Raw genomic sequence first — 24,017 nt, 5'->3', positions numbered from 1 at the left:
TCATGTCGGGGGCGAGATGCTGATCGGTCGCAAGGTGACGGTTCTGGGGGCCGGGGTGGCGGGGCTCGCGGTGGCGCGGGCGCTGGCACTGCGCGGTGCTGCGGTGACGGTTCTGGAACAGGCCGAGGCGATCCGCGAGGTCGGCGCGGGGTTGCAGATCTCGCCCAACGGCGCGCGGGTGCTGCGCGCGCTCGGCCTCGGGGGGGCATTCGAGGCGGCAGGGCCGCGCGTCGGTGCGGTGGTGCTGCGCGATGGGGTGACGGGCGGTCAGGTCGCACGGCTGCCGATGGCGCGGCTGCGCCCGGATGCCGAATACCGGGTGCTGCATCGTGCCCGGCTGATCGACCTGCTGGCCGAGGGCGCGCGCGCCGCCGGCGCCGAGATCCGTCTGCTGCAAAAGGTCGAGACCGTCGATCTGGGCGATCACCCGCCGCGACTGGTGACGGCGCAGGGCGCCGAGATCGAGACCGACCTGCTGATCGGCGCGGATGGGTTGCATTCCAAGGTTTACACGGCTCTGAACGGCGCGGTCAGCCCGTTCTTCACCCATCAGGTCGCCTGGCGGGCGCTGATCCCGTGCGAGCCGGGTGCTCCGGCGGAATCCGAGGTCTTCATGGGCGCCGGCCGGCATCTGGTCAGCTATCCGCTGGGTCAGGGGCTGCGCAATATCGTCGCCGTCGAAGAGCGCACCCGCTGGGTCGATGAGGGCTGGAACCTGCGCGAGGATCCGCTGACCCTGCGTGCCGCCTTCGAGGAGTTTTGCCCGCGCGTGCAGGACTGGCTCGCGCAGGTCGATGAACCCTATCTGTGGGGGCTGTTCCGCCATCCGGTCGCGACGCGCTGGTTCGGCAAGGGGGCGGCGATCCTGGGTGATGCAGCGCATCCGACGCTGCCATTCCTCGCACAGGGCGCGAACATGGCGCTGGAAGATGCCTGGGTGCTGGCCGAGATGCTTGCCCGCACCCCGGACGAGACCGAGGCCCTTGCCGCCTATCAGGCGCTGCGCGAGCCGCGCTGCACCGCGATCGTCGATGCGGCCAGCCGGAATGCGCGCAACTTCCATCTTTCGGGGCTGCCGCGCGCCATCGGTCACATGGGGCTTCGGGCGATTTCGCGTCTGGCTCCGGGCAAGCTGGTCGGTCGCTATGACTGGATCTATGGCTGCGATGTGACGGCGCAGTAGGGGGCTCTGCCCCCGTCTCCTTCGGAGACTCCCCCGGGATATTTGGGGAAAGCCGAAAGAAGGAGCGCCGCGCTTGCCTTTCGCGTCGCCCCAAATATCCCGGGGGTGAGGGCCGCAGGCCCGAGGGGGCAGAGCCCCCTCTCTTTCCTGTATGCGGGGCAGAGCCCCCTTCCGACCGGGACGAAGCGCGCGGCGCTCAGGCGTCGAGCTCGATCCAGACCGGCACGTGATCCGAAGGCTTGTCGCGGCCGCGGATCTCCTTGTCGATGCCCACGTCGCTCAGCAGATCGGCGGCCTGCGGGCTGAGCAGCAGATGGTCGATGCGGATGCCGTTGTTGCGCGGCCAGGCGCCGGCCTGATAATCCCAGAACGAATAGATCCCGGGATCCGTCATCCGCGCGCGGACAGCGTCGGTGTAGCCCAGGTTCAGGATCCGGCGGAATGCGGCGCGGCTTTGCGGCAGGGCGAGCGCATCCTCGCGCCAGCTCTCGGGCTTCGCGGCGTCCTCGTCCTGCGGGATGATGTTGTAATCGCCCAGCATCACCACCGGCTCCTCGCTGCGCAGCAGCTCCGCCGCGCGCAGACGCATCCGCTCCATCCAGGCGAGCTTGTAGTCGTATTTCGGTCCCGGCGCCGGGTTGCCGTTCGGCAGATAGAGGCCGCACAGCCGCACCGCGCGCTTGCCCACCACCGTGGCCTCGATCCAGCGCGCCTGATCGTCTCTGTCGTCGCCGGGCAGGCCGCGGCGCACGTCTTCGAGCCCTATCCGGCTCAGCAGTGCCACGCCGTTGAAGCTCTTTTGTCCGAAGGTCTCGATGGTATAGCCGAGGCCGTCGAAGATCTCGTGCGGGAAGGCCTCGTCGGTCGACTTGATCTCCTGCAGCGCGACGACATCGGGTTCGGCCTCGCGCAGCCAGTCGACGAGGGCCTCGGCGCGGGCCTTGATGCCGTTGATGTTGAAGGTGGCGATCTTCATGGGGGCCCTCCGGTCTTTTCCCGGTTCTAGGCGGAAAGACCGCCCGGAGCAATTGATGGCCGGGGCAATTGATGGCCGGGGCAATCGAGGGGGGGCTCACTCCTCGAACATGTCGCGGCTGACCAGCAGCTTGTCGATGCGTGCCCCGTCCATGTCGATGACCTCGAAGCGCCAGCCCTCGGCATGGAGCACGTCGCCCTGTTGCGGCAGCCGCGCCAGCCGGTCGATCACGAAGCCCGCCGCGGTATCGTAGGCGCCGTCCGCATCGCGGATGTGCAGCCGTGCCGCCAGCTCGTCCGCCGGAACCCAGCCGGACACCAGGATCGAACCGTCCTCGCGGTCCTGAAACGCCGGCTCGTCGTCTTCCGGGTCGAAGAACCGCCCGGTGATGCCTTCGAGAACGTCCATCGTGGTGATGATGCCCTCGAAATGGCCGAATTCGTCATAGACCAGCACCATCTGGATGCCTTCGGAGCGCATCTTCTCGATCACCAGCGCGGCGCGGGCCTGATCCATCACTACCGGCACCGCCCGCACGATTGCGCGCAGCGACCCGTTCGGCGCGAGCGCGAGCGCCTCGCGCGAAACGATCACGCCGAGGATGTCGTTCTCGTCGCCATCGTGCACCGGCAGGCGGTCGTAATTCGACTTTCGGATCTGCTCGATCAGCTCGGCGCGGGGGCGCGACAGGTCGAGCACCTCGACCTCGCGCCGGCGCGTCATCAGCGACGAAGCGCGCCGGTCTGCGACCCGCATCACCCCGGTCAGCATGTCGCGTTCGCCCGGCGCGAAGACGCCCGCGCCCTCGGCCTCGTCGAGGGTGAAGGCGACCTCCTCATCGGTCATCGCGGCGCCCGGGCGCGGCGTCTGGCCCAGAAGCCGCAGCACGATCCTCCCCGACAGATCGAGAAACCACACCACCGGCGTCGCCGCCACCGCGATCAGCCGCATCGCCGGGGCGACGCGTGCCGCCACCGCTTCGGGATTGCTCAGCGCTATCTGCTTGGGCACCAGCTCGCCCAGAATCAGCTGTGCATAGGTGATCAGCGCGATGACCCCGCCCACGCCGAGCGTCTCGGCGAGCGTTTCGCTCAGCCCCCGGGCCTGCAGGGCCTGCGCCAGCCGCACCCCGAGCGTCGAGCCCGAGACCGCACCGGCGAGCACCCCGACCAGCGTGATTCCGATCTGCACCGAGGACAGGAATTTTCCGGGTGTCTCGCGCAGCTTCAGCGCCGCGCGGGCGCCGCGCCGGCCACTGTCGGCCAGCATCTTCAGCCGCGCCTCGCGCGAGGAGACGATGGCGAGTTCAGACATGGCAAGCGCCCCGTTCGTCACGGTCAGGACGACGAGGATCAGGATTTCAACGAACATATGGGGGCAGGGTCCGGAAAAGGGGACGGTATGATCTCAGATCGAGAAGCTGATGCCGCAGCCGCAGCTCGATGTCGCGTTCGGATTGTCGATCACGAAGCGCGCGCCGATCAGTTCCTCGGTGAAGTCGATGGTGGCATTTTCCAGAAACGGCAGCGACACCGGATCGATCAGCACCTTCTGGCCCTCGCCCTCCAGCACGATGTCGTCGCCCGCGGTGGTCTCCTCGAGGCGGATGTCATACTGGAAACCAGAGCAGCCGCCCCCCTCGACCGCGATGCGCAGGGCACGCGGCGCACCCTCATGGGCGGCGTTGATCTCGGCCAGGCGGGCAAAGGCACGCGGCGTAACGGTGGGCGGAAGCAGCATCGGACCAATTCGGTGACTTCGGGGCCTGTAAAATCCCCGTCTCTCCGATATAGGTGGGGAAAGACGTGCCGACAAGACGAGGTTCCCTTGTTGCAACCCTATGCCTGCCACCCGGAGGCCAGCCGTGGTCGTCTGTTCCCCGAGGCGCTTTCGACCTTCCGGTCTCCGTTCCAGCGCGACCGCGACCGGATCATCCATTCCTCGGCATTCCGCCGGCTGAAGCACAAGACCCAGGTCTTCGTCGAGCATGAGGGCGATTATTACCGCACCCGCATGACCCACACGATCGAGGTGGCGCAGGTCGCGCGCACCATCGCCGCGACGCTCGGTCTGAACACCGATCTGGCCGAGGCGGTGGCGCTCGCCCATGATCTCGGCCATCCGCCGTTCGGTCATACCGGCGAGGACGCACTGGCCGTTCTGATGCGCGACTATGGCGGGTTCGATCACAATGCGCAGGCGCTGCGCATCGTCACCCGGTTGGAACGCCATTATGCCGATTTCGACGGGCTGAACCTGACGTGGGAGACGCTTGAGGGCATCGCCAAGCACAACGGCCCCGTCGATCCGCCCTGGAGCTATGCCCTCGCCGAGGTCAACGCGATGTGGGATCTGGAGCTGACCACCCATGCCTCGGCCGAGGCACAGGTGGCCGCGGTGGCCGACGATTGCGCCTACAATCACCACGATCTGCACGACGGGCTGCGCGCCGGGTTGTTCACCGATGCCGATCTGTGCGAGCTGCCGGTGATCGGCGCCTGCTATGCCGAGGTCGACCGCCGCTATCCCGGGCTCGATCCGATGCGGCGCCGTCACGAGGCGCTGCGCCGGGTATTCGGCACGATGGTCGAGGACGTGATCGCGGTGGCGCAGAACCGGTTGCGCGCGCTGGAACCGCGCTCGGTCGACGAGATCCGCCACATGGACGGGCCGATCATCCGGTTTTCCAAACCGCTTTACCAAAACCTGAAGGCGATCAAGGCCTTCCTGTTCGAGCGCATGTATCGCGCCCCCTCGGTCATCATCGAGCGCCGGCGCGTCACCGCGATGGTGCAGGCGCTGTTTCCGCTGTTTCTCGATCATCCCGATCTGCTGCCCGAGGACTGGCAGGGCGATGTCGCGCAGGCGCTTGCCGCCGGGGCCCCCCGCACCGAGCTGGCGCGGGTGGTCCTCGATTATGTCGCGGGCATGACCGACCGGTTCTGCATCCAGGAATATTACCGCCTCATCAGTCCCGAGGATCCGGCGGTCTGATCCGGTCCGGACTTCCGCAAACGCAATGTTAACGAAACCGGCGCAGCATGGACTGCGCCGGTTTCGCTTTGGCGGGGCGGAGGGATGTCGGACAGTCGAAAGGGGCGAGATGATCGGATCGGAGCGGCCCGGTGGGCCTGGAGTGGCGGGGGGGCTGCGTCTGGTCGTGGCGCTGGTCGTCGGGCTGTGCGGGGCCTGGTGGGTGGGGCCTGCGGCGGCAGGGCTGATCGGCGATGTGGAGGCGGTGACGCTGCGCGTGGGCGAGCGTGCGGTGATCGGCGGGGTGACCGGCCCTTGCGGGCGATTGCCGAACCGTGCTGCGCTGCGCGGCGCGGTGACGCGCACAGGCAGCATCGGTTTCGGCGCCGAAGGGCTGCGCAAGGCGAGGGGCTGCGGGGGGCCGACCCCGGCGATCGAGGTGCTGTTCACAGCCGAGCGCCCGGGAACCGAGACGCTGCGCGTGCTCGGCCGCAAGATCGGGGTGCGGGTGACGCCGTGAGGGTGATGGCATGACACTGTAACGCTATGGGGCCGGATCGCTGTGGCCCCGGATCGGAGGATCCGGGGAAAGGGTCTGGGGCTGTGCCGGGGTTTACGCCGGCGGCAGCGGTGCGCCGGTGTCGAGGCCGGCCTCCATCGCCTCGCTCCGTGCGGCCTCGATGCGGGCGCGCAGGTTCTCGTCCTCGATGTTCTGACTCCAGATCCCGGTCAGGGCATGGCGCACGCGGGCAGAGCGGCGGGCCTGATCTTCGATCCGGTCGATGACATCGGCACCGTGGGTGCAGATCAGCTCTTCCAGCGGGCCGGCCGCCAGCAGGCCGACCTGCCAGGCATTGCTGGCCTTGCGCAGCGCCCTCAGGCAGAAGGCCAGCAGCACCTCGGGATGGGCATCGAGCTCGAAGACGCAGAGGTCCGACCACGAGGCCTCCTCGGGATCGCCGTCGTCGGAGAGATGCTCGGCCAGCCACAGATCGGCCAGCGCCTCGACGCTGTGCACATCTTCGGGCGCACCGGCGGCCTCGCACAGGCGGGTGACCAGATCGGGGGGGAGGGGAGTGGTGTGGGAGGTTGTCATCTGGGGTCCGCAGGTTTCATCGCATCTGGGCTGAAGATCGGGTCGGCGGTTCGGTATTGCAAGGTGCGCGGCGCCCCGGCGGCGGGAGAAGCCGGATCTCCCCCCTTTCGGGGCCGGCTTGTCGCCGGTTCGGACTGTCCCGCTGGCCGACAGGCAGGTGGAACGGTCAGGCAGTTCAAATGTCTCGATGCGCAGGCTGCCTGACGTTCGCTCGCTAGTCCTTCGGATCGCGGTCTTGCCACTGGTCGTTTGCCGGGCGGCTCGGAACCGCCCGGACGGCGGCATCAGACCATCAGTTCCTTGGTCGCGGTCAGCTTGATCCCGGGATAGTCGCGGATCACCCGGTCGATGTCCCATTGCAGGCGGGTCAGGAACACGGTGTCGCCGTCGTTGTCATGGGCGATGAACTGCTTGTTGTCCTCGACCATCTTTTCGACCACGTCCTTCGGCCCCTGCACCCAGCGGGCCGAGGTGAATTGCGACGCCTCGAAGCGCACCGGGATGCCGTATTCGATCTCGATCCGGCTGGCCAGAACGTCGAACTGCAGCGCGCCGACCACGCCCACCACGAAGCCCGAGCCGATCGACGGCTTGAACACCTTGGCCGCGCCTTCCTCGGCGAATTGCATCAGCGCCTTCTCGAGGTGCTTGGCCTTCATCGGATCGGTCGAGCGCACACCCTGCAGCAGTTCCGGCGCGAAGGACGGAATACCGGTGAAGCGCAGCACCTCGCCCTCGGTCAGCGCATCGCCGATGCGCAGCTGGCCGTGGTTCGGAATGCCGATGATGTCGCCCGCCCAGGCCTCTTCCGCGAGTTCCCGGTCCGAGGCCAGGAACAGCACCGGGCTGGTCACCGACATCGGCTTCTTCGAGCGCACGTGCAGCAGTTTCATGCCGCGCTCGAAATGGCCCGAGGCCAGCCGCACGAAGGCCACGCGGTCGCGGTGCTTCGGGTCCATGTTGGCCTGAACCTTGAACACGAAGCCGGTCACGTGGGGTTCGTCCGGGGCGACGGTGCGCTCGGCCGCGGGCTGCGGCTGCGGCTCCGGCCCATAGGTGCCGATGCCGTCCATCAGCTCCTTCACGCCGAAGGAGTTGATCGCCGAGCCGAACCAGATCGGCGTCATCGACCCTTCGAGGAACCGCTCGCGGTCGAAGGCGGGCAGCAGCTCGCGCGCCATCGCCACCTCCTCGCGCAGCTTCGCCAGCATGTCGGCCGGGATATGCTGTTCCATCCGCGGATCGTCGAGGCCGTTGATCTCGACCGATTCGGCGACGCGGTTGCGGTCGGCGCGGTCCATGATCTCGAGCCGGTCGTTGAGCAGGTCATAGCAGCCCAGGAACTCGCGCCCCGAGCCGATCGGCCAGGAGGCGGGCGAGACGTCGATCGCCAGATGTTCCTGAATCTCGTCGATGATCTCGAAGGTGTCGCGGGCCTCTCGGTCCATCTTGTTGCAGAAGGTCACGATCGGCAGATCGCGCAGCCGGCACACCTCGAACAGCTTGCGGGTCTGGCTCTCGACGCCCTTCGCCCCGTCGATCACCATCACCGCGGTATCGACCGCGGTCAGCGTGCGATAGGTATCCTCGGAGAAGTCCGAGTGTCCGGGCGTGTCGACGAGGTTGAAGCGGAACTGCTTGAAATCGAACGACATCGCCGAGGCCGAGACCGAGATCCCGCGGTCCTGCTCCAGCTTCATGAAGTCCGAGCGCGTGCGCCGTGCCTCGCCCTTGGCGCGGACCTGGCCGGCCATCTGGATCGCCCCGCCGAAAAGCAGGAACTTTTCGGTCAGCGTGGTCTTGCCGGCGTCGGGGTGCGCGATGATCGCGAAGGTCCGGCGGCGGGCGATTTCGGGGGGCAGGGGGGCATGGTGCGTCATGGCTGCTGCATTTACCGCGCGCCGGGGCTTACGGCAAGCGTCGCTCAGCGGTGACGCGCGAGGCCGTGTCGGCGCAGCACTTGCGGGGCGGTGGGGGCGACCTTCGTTCCGGCATCTGTCAGAGGGCCAAGTGTCAGGGGTGCAGGCCGCGGCTCGGGAACCACGCGGCTGACGTGCAGGAAGTCACGCATCCATCCGCCATCGACCCGCTCTTCCGAGGCGATCAGAGTAAAATCGGTTCGCGGCGGCACCGGGGCCAGGGGCAGGGCCAGAAGCCGCCCGGATGCGGCGTGGCGAATCATCAGCACGGCAATCTCGGCGCCCGACTGGCTCATCAGCAGGTGGCGCCCCGCCGGGATCAGCCTGTCTCCTTCCGAACCGAGCGCAGTGTCGCGGGCGATGACGGGGCCGGGAGTGCCGGGCTGCATCCGCACCGGCAACGGAAGCGCCGCCCCGGTCCCCGGCAGAAGCCGGTAGATATCGCCGATCCGGCTGATCCCGGGCAGATCCAGCGCCTCGCCCATGCACACCCCCATCGAGACGTTCAGCGCCCGGGCGTCGAACGGCTCGATGCGCCGCACGTAGCTGATCTGTTCGCCGGGAATCTGCATGTTTCTCTCTGGCCGGATTGCGGAGGTCGGTCCCATCATGAACCTCGTGGGTAAATCGACCATGTATGACAGCGGATCAATAGGCACGATTGCGCATGAGACACCCGGTCGCGGGGCTTGACCCGGCCCGGTCGCGTGTTAGCCATGAGCGGCAAAAGGGAGAAGTGACATGGATCTTGGGATCGCAGGAAAGCGCGCCATCGTCTGCGCCGGGTCGCGCGGGCTGGGGCGGGGCTGCGCCGAGGCGCTCGCCGGGGCCGGCGTCGACATCGTGCTGAACGCTCGCGGCGCCGAAGCGCTCGGGCAGACCGCACATGAGATCGCTGCCGCGACCGGCGTCAGCGTGATCCCCGTCGCCGCCGATATCACCACCGCCGAGGGCCGTGCCCGCGTCCTCGAAGCGGCCGGTTCCGTCGATATCCTCGTCAACAACGCCGGCGGCCCGCCCCCGGGCCTGTGGAGCGACTGGAGCCGCGACGACTTCATCTCGGCGCTCGATGCCAACATGCTGGCGCCGATCGCGATGATGCAGGCGGTTTTGCCGGGCATGATCGAACGCGGCTGGGGCCGGGTGGTCAACATCACCTCGGCGGCGGTGCGTTCGCCGATCGCGCAGCTCGGTCTGTCGAACACGGCACGCACCGGGCTGACCGGCTTCGTCGCGGGCACGTCGCGTCAGGTCGCGGGCCAGGGCGTGGTGATAAACAACCTGCTGCCGGGGCTCCATGCAACGGACCGGGCGGTCTCGCTCGACACGGCGGCGGCGAAAGCGCAGGGCATCACGGTCGAGGCCGCCGCCGCGCGCCGTGCCGCGAGCATCCCCGTCGGCCGCTACGGCACGACCGAGGAATTCGGCGCCACCTGTGCCTTCCTGTGCTCGCGCTACGCCGGGTTCATCGTCGGGCAGAACATCATGCTCGACGGCGGCGCAGCGAATATCTCGATCTGATCGCGAAGGCTGCCTGACGGCCGGGGCTGCGGGTTTGCCTTTCGATTCGCCTCAAATATCCCGGGGGAAGCCCGCAGGGCGTGGGGGCAGAGCCCCCATCCCGTCCGCGGTCGCAGCGCGCTTGCGCCCGGGCAGTTCCTCCATGACGGCGCGACGCGCGGCGGGGCCCATCACGCCCCATCGGGCAATCTCGTCGAGGCTGCGAAAGCAACCCTCGCACAGCCCGGTCGTGTCCGAGATCCGGCACACCCCGGTGCAGGGGCTGTCGATCTTCGCGCCGTTCCCGCTCATTCCGCCCGGCCGAGGTTTTCCAGCCGGTCGAGCACGCCTTGCAAGATGAATCCAGCCGCGACGGAATCGACCAGCTCGGCGCGGCGCTTGCGCGACAGATCGGCCTCCAGCATCGCGCGATGGGCGGCGACGGTCGACAGCCGCTCGTCCCAGAAAGTGATCGGCAGCTGGGTCAGCTTCTCGAAATTGCGGGCGAAGGCGCGGCTCGACTGACAGCGCGGCCCTTCGGTTCCGTCCATGTTGATCGGCAGGCCCAGCACGAAGCCCACGGTCTCGCGCTCGCCCGCCATGCGCAGCACCTCGGCCGCGTCGAGGGTGAATTTCTCGCGCCGCACCGTATGCATCGGCGTCGCCACCGTGCGCCGGATGTCCGAGACGGCAACGCCGATGGTCTTGGTCCCCAGATCCAGCCCGACGAGCGCCCCGTGGCGGGGCAGGGCGGTGGCGAATTCGGCGATGTCGGTCACGATCATGGGGCGGTCTCCGGTCGGTCCGCCACGGGTGCGGGGTCGGTTTCGGGTGAGGGGCGATAGTCGGGCACGCCGGCCGCCGCCGCAAGCGCCCCGATATCGCGCCGGACGGTGGCAAGCCATGGCGAATCGGCAGGCGCATCGCCCGGAAACCGCCGCCACAGCGCAAAAGCCAGATCGGGGCGGTCGTTTTGCGCCCACATCAGCCCGAGGTGATACAGCGCGCTGCCATTCCCGGGGGCCAGACGCAGCGCCTCGGTGAAGGCGGCCTCGGCCTCCGCGGTGACGAGACCGCCCGCCGCCGCGACCTCGATCTCGCCAAGGCCGGCATGATCCTCGGCACTCCCCCGGGCGGCGATCAGCGCGCGCTGCGCCACCTCGGCGCGGGCGTATTGACCAAGCGCCGCCTCGCTGCGCGCGAGCAGGCCGAGTCCGCGCAGATCAAGGGGCCGTGCCGCGACCGTTGCCCGCAACGCCTCGATCAGCGCGAGGTCGTGGCCCGCAGGCGCCGGCACCGGACGCATCTGTGCGGCCATCGCCTCGGCCTCCGTCTGATCCGGCCGGCTGTCGTAGAGCCGCTGCGCCGCGGCGAGGCGTTCGGCCATCGGCCGGTCCGCCATCCCGGGCGCGCCGATGTGCAGATACAGCCCCACTCCGGCCAGCAACCCTGCCGCGATGAGACCAAGGGCAAGCCATCGTGCCGCCGCGGGTGTCGCATTCGGCCCTGTCACCCGGTCCCCGGCCAGCATCCGCCGCGCGAGGCGCCGCCGCGCCTGAAGTGCCGCCGCCGGGCTCAGCAGTCCGCGCGCCCGGTCGCGGCGCAGCGCATCAAGCTGCGCGCGCCACGCCTGCCCCTCGTCGCGTCGCGATTCGGCCGGCTCCTCCCGCCACAGCGCCTGCGCGAGGCCTGCGGCCACCAGGGCGACCAGTGCCGCCGCCATCAGCGCGAATGCCATGACTTCTCCCTTTCGTCTGAGGGACATTAGCGGGTCTCCGTCCTCTCCCGCCAGCCCCGCCGCGTTTCCCCGCCCGTGCGCTCCACGACACGCATGTCGCTTTTTTCCCGCCGATGCCGTTTCGGGTGTGCTGTCCGGGGCCGCGATGGGGCATGGTCGCGGCTTATCCGGGCGCTTCGGCCCGACACGGAATGCGCCCAAGGGGGGTCCATGAGACGCTATTCGATCTTTGCCATCGCGCGCGAGGCGATGCGCTACCACTCCGGTTGGGAACGTGCCTGGCGCGCCCCCGAGCCGAAGAAGCGCTATGACGTGATCGTCGTCGGCGCGGGCGGCCACGGCCTCGCGACGGCCTATTATCTCGGCAAGGTTCACGGCATCAAGAATGTCGCGATCATCGAGAAGGGCTGGCTCGGCGGCGGCAACTCGGGGCGCAACACCACGATCATCCGCTCGAACTACCTGCAGGATGCCTCGGCCGCGATCTTCGAGAAGGCGCTGCAGCTCTATGAGGGCCTCGCGAAGGATCTGAACTACAACGTCATGTTCAGCCCGCGTGGCCTGCTGATGCTGGCGCAGTCCGAGCACGAGGTCCGCGGCTACAAGCGCACCGTCTACGCCAACGCCCTGCAGGGCATCGAGACCGAATGGATCTCGCGCGAGCAGGTCAAGGATCTGGTGCCGATCATCAACATCGACGGGCCGCGCTATCCGGTCCTCGGTGCGCTCTATCAGGCGCGCGGCGGCACCGGCCGTCACGATGCGGTCAACTGGGGCTATGCGCGCGCCTGCGACGCGATGGGCATGGACATCATCCAGCAATGCGAAGTCACCGGCATCCGCACCGAGAACGGCGAGGTCCGCGGCGTCGACACCACCAAGGGCTCGATCGACTGCGGCAAGCTCGCGGTGGTGGTCTCGGGTCACTCGGGCGTCCTGGCCGAGATGGCGGGCTTCCGTATGCCGATCGAGAGCTGCCCGCTCCAGGCCTGGGTGTCGGAACCGATCAAGCCGGTGATCGACGTGGTGGTGATGGCGAACCTCGTGCATTGCTACATCAGCCAGTCCGACAAGGGCGAGCTGGTGCTCGGCGGCGGCATCGACCATCCGAACAACTATTCGCAGCGCGGCTCCTGGTATACGCTCGAGGAAACCACCCGCGCCCTGGTCGAGACCTATCCGATCATCTCGCGGCTGAAGATGCTGCGCCAGTGGGGCGGCATCATGGACATCACCGGCGATCACTCGCCGATCATCTCGAAGACGCCGGTGCGCAACATGTTCATGGACTGCGGCTGGGGCACCGGCGGGTTCAAGGCGATCCCGGGCTCGGGCTGGGCGATGGCGGAGCTGGTGGCGAAGGGCGAACCCGGCCCGCTCGCCGCGCCGTTCAGCCTCGAGCGCTTCCGCGAGGGCCGCTTCATCGACGAATCCGTCGCCGCGGGGGTCGCGCACTGATGACCCTTTCGATTCGCCAAAAATATCCTGCGGGGGTCCGGGGGCGCAAAGCCCCCGGCGCCCGGCCCATGAAAGCGCGCTGACATGCAGATCATCCCCTGTCCCTACTGCGGCGTCGAAGCCGAGGAGACCGAGCTCACCTATGGCCACGAGGCGCATCTCAAGCGCGTCGGCCCGGACTCGGATGCCGCGGATTTCGAAGCCTACATGTTCACCCGCAAGAACCCCAAGGGCGTGCATTTCGAGCGCTGGCGTCACAGCAACGGCTGCGGCAAGTGGTTCCTCGCCGCGCGCCACACCGTGACGCTCGAGGTCTTCGGCACCTATCCCGCGCAGACCACCGAACCCCCGGCAGAGCTGGTCGAGAAGATCAAGGCGAAATGCCCCGAATGGAAGGGCTGGAAATGAGCACCCGTCTCGCAACCGGCGGTCGTCTGATCGACCGTTCGAAATCCCTCACCTTCACCTTCGACGGCAAGCCGATGCGCGGCTTCCAGGGCGATACGCTGGCGGCCGCGCTGCTCGCCGGCGGTCAGGTCCTGCTCGGCCGGTCGTTCAAGTATCACCGCCCGCGCGGCCTGCTGGCCTCGGGCGCGGAAGAGCCGAACGCGCTGGTCAATCTCGGCCGCAACGCGCGTCAGGAACCCGATCAGCGCGTCACCATGACCGAGCTGTTCGACGGCCTCGAAGCCAGCAGCCAGAACCGCTGGCCGTCGCTCGCCTTCGACATCGGCGCGATCAACGACAAGCTCTACAAGATGTTCCCGGCCGGGTTCTACTACAAGACCTTCATGATCTCGCTCGGGGCATGGGCCAAGGTGTTCGAGCCGGTGATCCGCCGCGCCGCGGGCCTCGGCAATGCCGCGAAAGAGGCCGACCCGGATCGTTACGAGCAGGCCTATGCCTTCTGCGACGTGCTGGTCGCGGGTGGCGGTGTCGCGGGCCTCGCCGCGGCGCTCTCCGAAGGGCGTGCCGGCAAGCGCGTGATCCTGATGGAGATGACCGCGCATTGGGGCGGCCGTGCCCCGGTCGACGGCGGTCTGATCGACGGTCTGAGCCCGGACGACTGGATCGCGAAGACCCTCGCCGAGCTGCGCACCCTGCCGAACGTGCGGCTGATGGAGCGCACGATGGTCGCGGGTATGCACCTGCACGGCTCGATCATCGCCTATGAGCGCGTCGCCGACCACACGCCGGGCGACGGCCGTCCGCGCCACCGCCTGTGGCGGGTGCGTCCGGGCATCACCATCAACGCCGCCGGCGCGACCGAGCGTCCGCTCGCCTTCGCCGGCAATGACGTGCCGGGCGTGATGCTGGCCTCGGCGGTGCGCGATTACATCGTCAACTGGGCGGTCAGCCCGGGCGACCGCGTGGTCGTCGTGGCGAACAACGACGACGCTTACCGCACCGCTCTGGCGGTTCTCGACGCCGGGCTTTCGGTGCCGGCGGTGATCGACGCGCGTGACAACGTCACCGGCGTTCTGCCGATGCAGGTCAAGGCGCGCGGCGTGCGCATCCTCGAAGGCCGCGGCATCGCCAGGGTTCTGGGGCGCACCGGCGTCACCGGCGTGGCGATCTGCGCTCAGGCCGGCGAAGGCGGGGTGATCGAGACCCTGCCGTGCGATTGCGTCGCGATGTCGGGCGGCTGGTCGCCGAACGTCCATCTGTGGTCGCATGTCGGCGGCAAGCTGTCGTGGGATGCCGATGCGGCGCTGTTCCGCCCCGACGCCACCCGTCCGCCGACCGGGCGCGACGGCGGGCCGATCGCGGCTTCGGTCGGCGCGGCGAACGGTCTGCTGACCCTCGACGCCATCGCCGCCGAGGCGGGCATGTCCGCCGAGGTCGAACCCGAGGCGCCGCTCGCCCCGGTCTGGATCATGCCGGCCGGCGCCACCCAGGCGCTGCGCTACAAGTCCTTCCTCGACTTCCAGAACGACGTGAAGGTCTCGGACGTCGAACTCGCGGCGCGCGAAGGCTATACCTCGGTCGAGCATACCAAGCGCTACACCACGCTCGGCATGGCCTCGGATCAGGGCAAGTCGAGCAACATCAACGGTCTGGCGATCCTGTCGGATGCGCTCGGCCAGACCATCCCGGAAACCGGCACCACCACCTTCCGTCCGCCCTACAACCCGATCAGCTTCGGCGCGATGGCCGGCGAGGCGCGTGGCGAGCTGTTCCAGCCGCGTCGCCGCACCGCGATGCAGGACTGGCATGAGGCGCAGCATTATCACTGGGAGCCGGTGGGCTTCTGGCGCCGCCCCTATTGCTATCCGAAGGCCGGCGAGAGCCACCGCGACGCGGTGAACCGCGAGATCGTGAACACCCGCACCAATGTGGGCGTGCTCGATGCCTCGACGCTCGGCAAGATCCTGGTGAAGGGACCGGACGCGGGCAAGTTCCTCGACATGATGTATACCAACATGATGTCGACGCTGCCGGTGGGCAAATGCCGCTACGGTCTGATGTGCAACGAGAACGGCTTCCTCAGCGATGACGGTGTCGTGGTGCGTCTGTCGGAAGACAGCTGGCTGTGCCACACCACCTCGGGCGGTGCGGACCGGATCCATGCCCATATGGAAGACTGGCTGCAATGCGAGTGGTGGGACTGGAAGGTCTGGACCGCCAATCTGACCGAGCAATATGCCCAGATCGCCGTGGTCGGCCCGAAGGCGCGCAAGGTGCTCGAGGCGCTCGGTGGCATGGACGTGTCGAAGGCCGCGCTGCCCTTCATGGGCTGGGCCGAGGGCACGCTCGCCGGGCTGCCGGTGCGGGTCTACCGGATCTCGTTCTCGGGCGAACTCAGCTACGAGATCGCGGTGCCCGCCAACATGGGCGCGGCGCTGTGGGACAAGGTGATCGCGGCCGGCAAGGCCTTCGGGATGATGCCCTACGGCACCGAGGCGCTGCATGTCATGCGCGCCGAGAAGGGCTTCATCATGATCGGCGACGAGACCGACGGCACGGTGATCCCGCAAGATCTCGGCCTCGGCTGGGCGATCTCGAAGAAGAAGGCGGATTACATCGGCAAGCGGGCGCAGCAGCGTTCGTTCATGGTGGCGCCGGACCGCTGGCAGCTGGTCGGGCTGGAAACGCTCGACGGTTCGGTGCTGCCCGATGGCGCCTATGCCACGGCCGAGGGCTTCAACGCCAACGGTCAGCGCAACACGCAGGGCCGGGTGACGTCGAGCTATTACTCGCCGACGCTGAAGAAGGGCATCGCGATGGGCCTCGTGCCGAACGGGCCGGCGCGGATGGGCGAGGTGCTGGAGTTCCCGGCCGGGGACAAGCTGTTCAGGGCGCGGATCGTCGATCCCTGCTTCTACGACAAGGAAGGGGAGAAGTCCGATGTCTGAGGCGGTTTCCGCACTGAAGGGCGAAAGCCATACGGGCTTCGCCACCGTTGCCGAGGCCGGTCTGACCGGCATGGTGACGATCCGGGCCGATCTCGGCTCGAAGACGCTCGCCGATGCGCTCGGTCCGATGGGGCTGAGCGTGCCGGGGCTGCGCGGGGTCGTGGCTGCGGATGGGCGGTCGCTCGCCTGGATGAGCCCGGACGAGCTGATGCTGTTTTGCGGCTATGACGAGGCGCCGAAGATCGCGGCCGATCTGACCGCGGCCTTCGGGGGGGAGCATTCCCTCGTGGTGAACGTGTCCGACATGCGCTCGCTGTTCGTGGTCAGCGGAGCGAAGGGCGACGAGGTGCTGATGAAGCTGTGCCCCGTCGACATGGCGACCTTGCCGCAGATGGAGATGCGCCGCACCCGTGCCGCGCAGACCGGCGTGGCGTTCTGGCGCTCGGGCCCCGGGGAGATCCGTCTGATCTGCTTCCGCTCGGTCGCGGGCTACATGATGGGGCTGCTCGAAGTCTCTTCGCGTCGCGGTGGCGAGATCTTCTGAGGGGATTGCCCGGCCGATCCGTGGACGGGGGCTCTGCCCCCGCGCCCTTCGGGCTTCCCCCGGGATATTTGCGGCGAATCGAAAGGGGCAGGTAACTCTTTGTTAACTGCCCTGCAGTATGACTGAACGCACGGTACAGGCGGGGACGCCGATGACCGAGCGAAGCGAAAGGGCCCGGTTCTCCTTGGGAGAGCCGGGCTTCCTTGTCTTTCGATTCGCCGCAAATATCCCGGGGGTGAGGGCCGCAGGCCCGAGGGGGCAGAGCCCCCTTAGACCCGCCACGATGGAAAGGCCGCGCGCGTCGGGCTATGAAGGGCCGACTGCACGGAGGAACCGGCCATGACATTGCTTTTGCACACCGGCGGCACCATCGGAATGCGTCCCGGCCCCCACGGCTTGACCCCCGCCCCCGGCGTGGTCGAGGCAGCCGTCGGCGCCCGCGCCCAGGTGATTGCCCTCGATCCGCTGATCGACAGCGCCGAGATTTCGGCCCGGCACTGGAACCGCCTGCTCGATCTCATCGAAGCCGAGGCTGGCCCTGTCGTTATCACCCATGGCACGGACACCATGGCCTATACCGGCGCGGCGCTCAGCCAGGCGCTGGCGGGCTGGCCGCATCCGGTGGTGCTGACCGGCTCGATGCACCCGCTCGGCACGATGGGGGGCGACGCCGAGGGCAATCTCGATCTCGCGCTCGGGGTCCGGCCCGGGGCAGGGGTGTGGCTTGCCTTCGCCGGGCGGTTGCTGCCGGCGGCAGGGCTGGTGAAGACCGAAAGTCAGGCTGACGACGCCTTCCGCGCCACGCCGCAGCCGGCCGAGGCCGGCCCCTGGCGCCGTCGCCGGTTCGCAGCGGCACGGCTGGCAGTGCTGACCGTTTCCCCCGGTATGCCCGCCGCGATGCTGGAGGCGGCGCTCGGCACGCTCGACGGGGCAGTGCTGCGGGTATTCGGGGCGGGCACCATCCCCTCGGACCCGGAGCTGGCGGAGGTTCTGGCGCGCGCGGTCGCGACCGGGCGGCGTCTGCGCGCGGTCAGTGCCTGCGAGAACGGCGGGCTTGCGCCAGGCGCCTATGCGGCCGGGGCCCCGCTGTGGCGCGCGGGTGTCGCGAACGGCGGCACCGAGACCGCCGAGGCCGCGCTGATCCGGCTGTGGCTGGCGCTGTCCTGAAGAGGGCCGTTGCCGCCCGTTCCATGAAAACGGCGACCATGCGCACCCGCATCGGCACCGGACGGGCCGGGGCTGCCGATGGACGCGACACACTGCGATTGCCGTCGAGAGAACCGCGCGCAGGATTCGGAATGACGAAATGAAAAAGGCCGCCCTTTCGGAACGGCCTTTTCTGAACCCCAAGGTCTGGCAGATCTTACTTGATCTTGCCTTCCTTGTATTCGACATGCTTGCGGGCGACCGGATCGTATTTGTTCACGGTCATCTTTTCGGTCATGGTGCGGGCATTCTTCTTGGTCACATAGAAGTGCCCGGTGCCCGCCGTCGAGTTCAGACGGATCTTGATCGTCGTCGGCTTCGCCATTTCTGTTCTCCTACAGTCAGGCACCGACCGACGTCTGCGCCCGCGAATTTCTCAAGTGCTGCCTTTTACTGTCGCACCCATCGGAGTCAACAGCCAAACCGCCTCGGCGCGCATTTTTCCTGTGCATTTCCCTCGTGTCGCGACGGAACCGGGTCTCAGGCGGCTGGCTTGCCCATGTCGCCGTGGATCCGCGCCACCGTCGCGGCCGGCAGACGCAGCGCCGCGGCGAGTTGCAGCAGGAAACGCCGCTCCGGCTCCGAATCGACGGAAATCGCCATCAGCGCCGCCGAATAGACCGCCTCGGCCTGCTGCGCGGGAACCTCGGCGGCAAGGGCGACCGGATCGACCGGGCGCGACATCTCGGCGTCGACAAAGGCGATTTCGGCATCCGAGGCATCGGCGAGGTGATCGAGAATGCTGGCCCGTTCGTCCGGGTCCACGGTGCCATCGGCGCGCGCCGCCTGGATCATCGCGCGGATCATCAGCCGCGCCTGCTCCTCGGCGATGCCATGGCCGGCGATTCCGCCGGTCAGCGCGTGCAGCATGTCCCCAAGCCCCTGGGTGCCCGCCTGCGAGGCGGCGGCCATGGTCTCGCGCAGCCGCGCGGCCCGCGCCTCAGCGGTTTCCGCTGCGTCCGCCGCCCCGGTGCCGAAGCGGGCGAACAGATCGCGCAGAGTGTCGCGCCCGCCTGCGACGCCCATCTTCTCGGCGTAGCCGCCGACCCGGTCGGCCACGCCGCCCGGCTCGCCGGCTTTGCGCAGCGCATCCTTGACACCGTCGAGGCCGCCGATCTCGCGATATTTCTCGACCCCGCGGGCGGCGGCGAAGCCCACGGCCAGCGTGGCCAGCGTCTTGACGAAACTCATGCCCGGTTCTCCTCGTGAAATCCGTCCCCGAGATATGGGGAGGCCGCGCGGAATTTCACCCGGGGGCGGAGAAAATCGGCCGTTGCCCCGGGCGGAGCGGGCCGCGGAGGGCCCGACGGGGCCGATTCGACCCCGGCGAAGAGGAGAAAATTGCGCGGACAGCCTGTAAGCCGGATTTTGTCCGGGGATTTCTCCCCTGGATGACCATTCCTCTGGACGAACGCTCGCGCGCCGCCTCAAGCCGCCAACCCGGATCTCTCGGGGCGAAGCTCCCCTGCCCTTGAGGGGCGCGAGATCCCTATTCGGCGTTGCTCCCGGTGGGGCTTGCCGTGCCGGTCCTGTTGCCAGTCCCGCGGTGGGCTCTTACCCCACCGTTTCACCCTTGCCGCGGTCGAGACCGTGGCGGTCTGTTCTCTGTGGCGCTTTCCCTGGGGTTACCCCCGCCGGACGTTATCCGGCACCGTTGCTTCATGGAGTCCGGACTTTCCTCGGCCCTCCAGCTGTCTGCCGAAACAGAGCTATGGAGCGCCGCGGTCATCCGGCCATCCGCGCGACCCCGCAGATAGGCGCGGCGCGCGTCTGCGTCAACTGAAGAAAGGAAAGGGGCCGGATGCGAGCAGGGAGAGCACTGCCCCGCCGGGCAGCAAGGGGGCTCTGCCCCCTCGGGCCTGCGGCCCTCACCCCCGGGATATTTGCGGCGAATCGAAAGGGGCGAGGCGGTTCTTGCACCTTGCACACCGGGACTTGAGCGCGAAGCGGCTGGATCACCGCGGCCGCTTGCGTCTAAGGAGGAGAAGACAGCGAACCCTTGACCGGGACAGCCAGCACGGGGGAAGACATGGCGCGCCATCCGACGAAACAGGCGGACAACCGGCCGCAATCGCGCGATATCGGCGCGCTGCGCGGGCTGTGGCCGTTCATCCGGCCATATCGGGCGATGGCGGCGGGCGCGCTGCTGGCGCTGGTGCTGACGGCGGCGATCAGCCTGATCCTGCCGGTGGCGGTGCGCCGGGTGGTCGACGGATTCGGGCAGGGGGGCACGCTGCTCGATCAGTATTTCGAGGCGGCGCTGGCGATCGCGGCGGCGCTCGCTCTCGGGACCGCGGCGCGCTACTGGCTGGTCACCCGCTTCGGCGAGCGCGTCGTTGCCGATATTCGCAAGGCGGTGTTCGATCGGGTGCTGTCGATGTCGCCCGCCTTCTTCGAGCGCATTCTGACCGGCGAGATCATCTCGCGCATCACCACCGATACCACGCTGATTCTGTCGGTGATCGGCTCTTCTGTCTCGGTGGCGCTGCGCAATGCGCTGATCCTGATCGGCGGGCTGGGGATGCTGATGGTGACCTCGGCCAAGCTGACCGGGCTGGTACTGTTGCTGGTGCCGGCGGTGATCGTGCCGATCGTGGTGCTGGGGCGGCGGCTGCGCGGGCTGAGCCGGGAGAATCAGGACTGGATCGCGGCGTCCTCGGGCACGGCGTCCGAGGCACTGCTGGCGGCGCAGACGGTGCAGGCCTTCACCCATGAGGATCTGACGCGACGGGATTTCGCGCGGGTGACGGAAAAGAGTTTCGACGCCGCGCAGCGCCGGATCGGGCTGCGGGCGCTGATGACAGCGATCGTGATCATGCTGGTGTTCTCGGGCGTCGTGGGCGTGTTGTGGGTGGGCGCGCGCGACGTGCGCGCGGGCGCCATGACCGTGGGGGCGCTGGTGCAGTTCGTGATCTACGCGGTGCTGGTCGCGGGCTCGGTGGGGGCGTTGTCCGAGATCTGGGGCGAGATCCAGCGCGCCGCAGGTGCCACGGAACGTCTGATGGAACTGTTGCGGGCCGAGGACAGCGTGCGCGATCCCGTCGATCCCGTCGCGCTGCCACGGCCTGCCGCGGGGGCTATCCGCTTCGAGAACGTTCGGTTTCATTATCCGTCGCGGCCGGGGGTGGCGGCGCTCGACGGGGTGGATCTGACGATCCGCCCGGGCGAGACGGTGGCGCTCGTCGGTCCGTCGGGGGCGGGCAAGACCACGATGATCCAGCTGATCCAGCGGTTCTGGGATCCGCTGTCGGGCACGGTGTCGATCGACGGGATTGATCTGCGTCGCATGGCGCGCGCCGATTTCCGCCGCGCCATCGCGCTGGTGCCGCAGGATCCGGCGATCTTCGCCATGTCGGCGCGCGACAACATCCGCTTCGGCCGGCCGGAGGCGAGCGACGCCGAGGTCGAGGCGGCCGCGCGCGCCGCCCATGCCTGGGACTTCCTGAGCGAACTGCCCGAGGGGCCAGACACCTTCGTCGGCGAGCGTGGGGTGATGCTGTCGGGCGGGCAGAAACAGCGAATCGCTATTGCCCGGGCGATTTTGCGCGATGCGCCGATCCTGTTGCTCGACGAGGCGACATCGGCGCTCGATGCGGGGTCCGAGCGGGCGGTGCAGCAGGCGGTCGAACGGCTGTCCTGCGGGCGCACGACCGTGGTCGTGGCGCACCGGCTGGCGACGGTGAAGCGCGCGGACCGGATCGTGGTGTTCGATCGCGGCCGGATCGTCGCCGAGGGCACGCATGACGAGCTGGTGGCGCAGAACGGCCTGTATGCCGAACTCGCCCGGCTGCAATTCGCCGCCGGCTAGGACATCGCTAACTTTGTCGCGGGGTTTTGCTGGCCCTGGCGCGAACAAGGCGCTAGGCCTGTGGCCGAAGACGCGCCGACAGGAGAGACGACCGTGACGAAGTGCCTTTGGCTGGCCCTGGCCCTGGTGGCCGCCGCCTGCACGAAACCCGCCGCACCGGAATACGAGGCGACTTCGGCCCCCGCGCCGGTTTTGCCCAGGCATGTGGTCTGGACCGACGGGCATCACCCCGTCGCAGTGTCCTCGAGCGGTGCGGCGCAGTGTCTGACCACCTCTCCGGCCGAGGCGGCCCGGGCCCTTGCCCAGACCAATGCGGTGCGCGCTCAGGCCGGGTTGGGGGCGCTGCGCACCAACGCGCGACTGCAGGCCGCAGCCGAGGCCCATGCCTGCGACATGGCGCGCCGGGGCACGATGACCCATGTCGGGTCGACCACATCGGGGCCGGCGGCGCGGGTCAAGGCGCAGGGGTATCGCCCGAGTATCACCGCCGAGAACATCGCGGCGGGCGCGGCCGGGGTCTTCGACCTCGATGGCACGCTGGCGCAATGGTCGGCCTCGCCGGGGCACCGCGCGAACATCGTGTTGCCGATGATGCGCGAATACGGCGTGGGCGAGGCGCTCTCGGCCGACGGCAAGACCGCGTTCTGGGCGGCAGTCTATTCCGACCCGCGCTGAGGGACGGACGGTGCGTCACAGGCGATTTCGGACGGGGTGACGGAAGTCGGCAGAGCGTCTGAAGACGGGGCGCTTGAAATCGCGGTCGTGACCGCGTAGACGGGCCGGGTCGCGACGAAGAGGACTCACATGGCAAATCCCGTTCAGTTCCTGCAGCAGGTGCGCTCGGAAGTCGGCAAGATCACCTGGCCCTCGCGGCGCGAGGTGTTCCTGACCACGATCATGGTCCTCGTCCTGGCGACGCTCACGGCGGTGTTCTTCTCGCTCGTCGACTGGGTGATCCGGCTCGGCGTGCAGCTGGTCGTCGGCGGCTGAGGCCTTTCGGGCGCGGAAATCCTCCTTGAAATCAAGGGGCGAGGGCGCTAAAGGGGCAAGACTTTTCCCGACCCGCAGGTGACGATTCGCCGCTTGCGGGTGTGTCGCTTTGCGGCGGTGCGGAAGATCGTGCGGGCAAAGCCCGTGAATTCGTTGGATATTCGGCCAACCGGCCGGGGTGAAGAGGCAGACGGCATGGCGAAGCGGTGGTATTCGGTGAGCGTTCTCTCGAACTTCGAGAAGAAGGTCGCCGAGCAGATCAAGCAGAGCGTGGCGGAGAAGGGCCTCGAGGATCAGATCGAGGAAGTCCTGGTTCCGACCGAGGAAGTGATCGAGATCCGCCGCGGCAAGAAGGTCACGTCGGAACGGCGTTTCATGCCGGGCTACGTGCTCGTGCGCATGGAGCTGACCGACCGCTCCTATCATCTGATCAACTCGACCAACCGGGTGACCGGCTTTCTCGGTCCGCAGGGGCGCCCGACGCCGATGCGCGATGCCGAGGTGAACCGGATGCTGAACCGCACGACCGAGACCGGCGAGGCTGCCGCTCCGCGCAACCTGATCCGCTTCGAGGTCGGCGAGAGCGTGAGCGTGACGGACGGTCCGTTCGAGGGGTTCTCGGGTATGGTCGAGGAAGTCGACGACGCGGCGGGCCGCCTGAAGGTCACCGTCTCGATCTTCGGCCGGCCGACGCCGGTCGAGCTGGAATTCACTCAGGTGTCGAAAGTCGCCTGAGGGGTGCTGCGGGGGGTGCAAGCCTGACCGCTAAACTTGGCCGCCGGATGGTCCCGCGGTCACAGTGACAAGGAGAGGCCAGATGGCCAAGAAAGTTATCGGGCAGCTGAAGCTGCAGATCAAAGCGGGGCAGGCCAATCCGTCCCCGCCCGTCGGCCCGGCACTGGGTCAGCGCGGTATCAACATCATGGAATTCTGCAAGGCGTTCAACGCCAAGACGCAGGATCAGGAGCCGGGCTCGCCGGTTCCGGTGGTGATCACCTACTACGCCGACAAGTCGTTCACCTTCGAGACCAAGACCTCGCCGGCATCGTTCATGCTGAAGAAGGCCGCCGGTCTGAAGCCCGTCGGCAAGCGTAACCGCCCGAAGGGGTCGGAGAAGCCCGGCCAGGTCGTCGCCGGCACCGTCACCGCCGCGCAGATCCGCCAGATCGCCGAAGCGAAGATGAAAGACCTGAACGCGAACTCGGTCGAGGCCGCGATGCAGATCATTCTGGGCTCGGCTCGTTCGGCCGGTATCGAGGTTAAGGGGTAA

The 24,017-nt window shown here is 68.2% G+C and carries 25 protein-coding genes and 1 other RNA gene; 14 read left to right on the top strand and 12 right to left on the bottom strand.

Features of this window, described 5'->3' with window-relative positions; all coding sequences use genetic code 11:
* Window positions 1-16: 16 nt before the first annotated feature.
* Window positions 17-1,183 carry an FAD-dependent monooxygenase gene (locus CG50_RS11055; RefSeq protein WP_036638237.1) on the top strand — a complete coding sequence of 389 codons (1,167 nt, stop codon included), beginning with the start codon at window positions 17-19 and terminating at the stop codon, window positions 1,181-1,183.
* Window positions 1,184-1,379: 196 nt separating this feature from the next.
* Here CG50_RS11055 and xth read toward each other — a convergent pair whose 3' ends face one another.
* The 3 genes from xth to CG50_RS11040 form a co-directional block, all read right to left on the bottom strand.
* Complete coding sequence (gene xth / locus CG50_RS11050; RefSeq protein WP_036638236.1) at window positions 1,380-2,159, bottom strand: exodeoxyribonuclease III; 780 nt, start codon at window positions 2,157-2,159, stop codon at window positions 1,380-1,382.
* 96 nt (window positions 2,160-2,255) lie between these two features.
* Window positions 2,256-3,530, bottom strand: a complete 1,275-nt coding sequence (locus CG50_RS11045) for a hemolysin family protein (protein ID WP_036638235.1) — start codon at window positions 3,528-3,530, stop codon at window positions 2,256-2,258.
* A gap of 36 nt (window positions 3,531-3,566) precedes the next feature.
* On the bottom strand, window positions 3,567-3,899 hold the full coding sequence (locus CG50_RS11040; protein ID WP_036638233.1) for a HesB/IscA family protein: 333 nt from the start codon (window positions 3,897-3,899) through the stop codon (window positions 3,567-3,569).
* Window positions 3,900-3,986: 87 nt separating this feature from the next.
* Between CG50_RS11040 and CG50_RS11035 the strand changes: the two genes are divergently transcribed.
* Window positions 3,987-5,153 (top strand): deoxyguanosinetriphosphate triphosphohydrolase, encoded by a 1,167-nt coding sequence (locus tag CG50_RS11035; RefSeq protein ID WP_036638232.1) that lies wholly within the window; start codon window positions 3,987-3,989, stop codon window positions 5,151-5,153.
* Window positions 5,154-5,262: 109 nt separating this feature from the next.
* Window positions 5,263-5,652, top strand: a complete 390-nt coding sequence (locus CG50_RS11030; RefSeq protein ID WP_152559495.1) for a hypothetical protein — start codon at window positions 5,263-5,265, stop codon at window positions 5,650-5,652.
* Window positions 5,653-5,745: 93 nt separating this feature from the next.
* On the opposite strand, the gene CG50_RS16250 is transcribed toward CG50_RS11030, so the two are convergent.
* The 3 genes from CG50_RS16250 to CG50_RS11015 all read right to left on the bottom strand — a co-directional run bounded on the left by CG50_RS16250 (window position 5,746) and on the right by CG50_RS11015 (window position 8,719).
* Window positions 5,746-6,228 (bottom strand): DUF6869 domain-containing protein, encoded by a 483-nt coding sequence (locus CG50_RS16250; protein ID WP_051909917.1) that lies wholly within the window; start codon window positions 6,226-6,228, stop codon window positions 5,746-5,748.
* A 284-nt stretch (window positions 6,229-6,512) separates the two neighbouring features.
* Complete coding sequence (locus tag CG50_RS11020; protein WP_036638227.1) at window positions 6,513-8,108, bottom strand: peptide chain release factor 3; 1,596 nt, start codon at window positions 8,106-8,108, stop codon at window positions 6,513-6,515.
* 44 nt (window positions 8,109-8,152) lie between these two features.
* Window positions 8,153-8,719: a hypothetical protein gene (locus CG50_RS11015; protein ID WP_036638224.1), complete on the bottom strand. Its 567-nt coding sequence runs from the start codon at window positions 8,717-8,719 to the stop codon at window positions 8,153-8,155.
* A gap of 169 nt (window positions 8,720-8,888) precedes the next feature.
* Between CG50_RS11015 and CG50_RS11010 the strand changes: the two genes are divergently transcribed.
* Window positions 8,889-9,668, top strand: a complete 780-nt coding sequence (locus CG50_RS11010; protein WP_036638221.1) for an SDR family oxidoreductase — start codon at window positions 8,889-8,891, stop codon at window positions 9,666-9,668.
* 51 nt (window positions 9,669-9,719) lie between these two features.
* On the opposite strand, the gene CG50_RS11005 is transcribed toward CG50_RS11010, so the two are convergent.
* From CG50_RS11005 to ccmI, 3 genes are read right to left on the bottom strand one after another with little or no spacing between them, the layout of a single operon-like run.
* On the bottom strand, window positions 9,720-9,959 hold the full coding sequence (locus CG50_RS11005; protein ID WP_036638219.1) for a DUF1289 domain-containing protein: 240 nt from the start codon (window positions 9,957-9,959) through the stop codon (window positions 9,720-9,722).
* Window positions 9,956-10,432, bottom strand: a complete 477-nt coding sequence (gene ruvX, locus CG50_RS11000; protein ID WP_036638216.1) for a Holliday junction resolvase RuvX — start codon at window positions 10,430-10,432, stop codon at window positions 9,956-9,958. The genes CG50_RS11005 and ruvX overlap by 4 nt, the downstream gene beginning before the upstream one ends.
* Window positions 10,429-11,385: a c-type cytochrome biogenesis protein CcmI gene (ccmI, locus tag CG50_RS10995; RefSeq protein ID WP_051909915.1), complete on the bottom strand. Its 957-nt coding sequence runs from the start codon at window positions 11,383-11,385 to the stop codon at window positions 10,429-10,431. Before ccmI ends, ruvX begins: the two co-directional genes overlap by 4 nt.
* A 210-nt stretch (window positions 11,386-11,595) precedes the next feature.
* On the opposite strand from ccmI, the gene CG50_RS10990 reads away from it, so the two are divergent.
* The 5 genes from CG50_RS10990 to CG50_RS10970 all read left to right on the top strand — a co-directional run bounded on the left by CG50_RS10990 (window position 11,596) and on the right by CG50_RS10970 (window position 17,910).
* Window positions 11,596-12,843: a sarcosine oxidase subunit beta family protein gene (locus CG50_RS10990; RefSeq protein WP_036638214.1), complete on the top strand. Its 1,248-nt coding sequence runs from the start codon at window positions 11,596-11,598 to the stop codon at window positions 12,841-12,843.
* Between the two features lie 84 nt (window positions 12,844-12,927).
* Entirely contained in the window at window positions 12,928-13,251 is a 324-nt protein-coding gene (locus CG50_RS10985) for a sarcosine oxidase subunit delta (RefSeq protein WP_036638212.1), read from the top strand.
* Window positions 13,248-16,199, top strand: coding sequence for a sarcosine oxidase subunit alpha family protein (locus tag CG50_RS10980; protein ID WP_036638343.1), 2,952 nt, complete (start codon window positions 13,248-13,250; stop codon window positions 16,197-16,199). The genes CG50_RS10985 and CG50_RS10980 overlap by 4 nt, the downstream gene beginning before the upstream one ends.
* Complete coding sequence (locus tag CG50_RS10975; protein ID WP_036638210.1) at window positions 16,192-16,743, top strand: sarcosine oxidase subunit gamma; 552 nt, start codon at window positions 16,192-16,194, stop codon at window positions 16,741-16,743. Before CG50_RS10980 ends, CG50_RS10975 begins: the two co-directional genes overlap by 8 nt.
* A 339-nt stretch (window positions 16,744-17,082) precedes the next feature.
* Window positions 17,083-17,910, top strand: a complete 828-nt coding sequence (locus CG50_RS10970; protein ID WP_036638208.1) for an asparaginase domain-containing protein — start codon at window positions 17,083-17,085, stop codon at window positions 17,908-17,910.
* A gap of 196 nt (window positions 17,911-18,106) precedes the next feature.
* Here the strand turns inward: CG50_RS10970 and rpmG are convergent, their stop codons facing one another.
* From rpmG to rnpB, 3 genes are all read right to left on the bottom strand, one after another.
* Window positions 18,107-18,274, bottom strand: coding sequence for a 50S ribosomal protein L33 (rpmG, locus tag CG50_RS10965; RefSeq protein WP_036638206.1), 168 nt, complete (start codon window positions 18,272-18,274; stop codon window positions 18,107-18,109).
* 155 nt (window positions 18,275-18,429) lie between these two features.
* A complete protein-coding gene (locus CG50_RS10960; protein WP_036638201.1) occupies window positions 18,430-19,140 on the bottom strand; it encodes a tellurite resistance TerB family protein in 711 nt (236 codons plus the stop codon).
* Between the two features lie 150 nt (window positions 19,141-19,290).
* Window positions 19,291-19,690: RNase P RNA component class A (gene rnpB / locus CG50_RS16260), an RNA gene on the bottom strand.
* Window positions 19,691-19,978: 288 nt separating this feature from the next.
* On the opposite strand from rnpB, the gene CG50_RS10955 reads away from it, so the two are divergent.
* The 5 genes from CG50_RS10955 (at window position 19,979) to rplK (ending at window position 24,017) form a co-directional block, all read left to right on the top strand.
* Window positions 19,979-21,757, top strand: a complete 1,779-nt coding sequence (locus tag CG50_RS10955) for an ABC transporter transmembrane domain-containing protein (RefSeq protein WP_036638198.1) — start codon at window positions 19,979-19,981, stop codon at window positions 21,755-21,757.
* 93 nt (window positions 21,758-21,850) lie between these two features.
* Window positions 21,851-22,432 (top strand): CAP domain-containing protein, encoded by a 582-nt coding sequence (locus CG50_RS16245; RefSeq protein WP_051909913.1) that lies wholly within the window; start codon window positions 21,851-21,853, stop codon window positions 22,430-22,432.
* A 129-nt stretch (window positions 22,433-22,561) separates the two neighbouring features.
* Complete coding sequence (gene secE / locus CG50_RS10945; RefSeq protein WP_036638195.1) at window positions 22,562-22,747, top strand: preprotein translocase subunit SecE; 186 nt, start codon at window positions 22,562-22,564, stop codon at window positions 22,745-22,747.
* A 195-nt stretch (window positions 22,748-22,942) separates the two neighbouring features.
* A complete protein-coding gene (gene nusG / locus CG50_RS10940; protein WP_036638192.1) occupies window positions 22,943-23,482 on the top strand; it encodes a transcription termination/antitermination protein NusG in 540 nt (179 codons plus the stop codon).
* 82 nt (window positions 23,483-23,564) lie between these two features.
* Window positions 23,565-24,017, top strand: a complete 453-nt coding sequence (rplK, locus tag CG50_RS10935; protein WP_036638189.1) for a 50S ribosomal protein L11 — start codon at window positions 23,565-23,567, stop codon at window positions 24,015-24,017.

Origin of the sequence: Paenirhodobacter enshiensis, from assembly GCF_000740785.1 — a bacterium.
Classification (GTDB): Bacteria; Pseudomonadota; Alphaproteobacteria; order Rhodobacterales; family Rhodobacteraceae; genus Rhodobacter; species Rhodobacter enshiensis.
The sequence above is the reverse complement of the archived record's forward strand: the minus strand, read 5'-3'. Positions and strand labels throughout refer to the sequence as shown.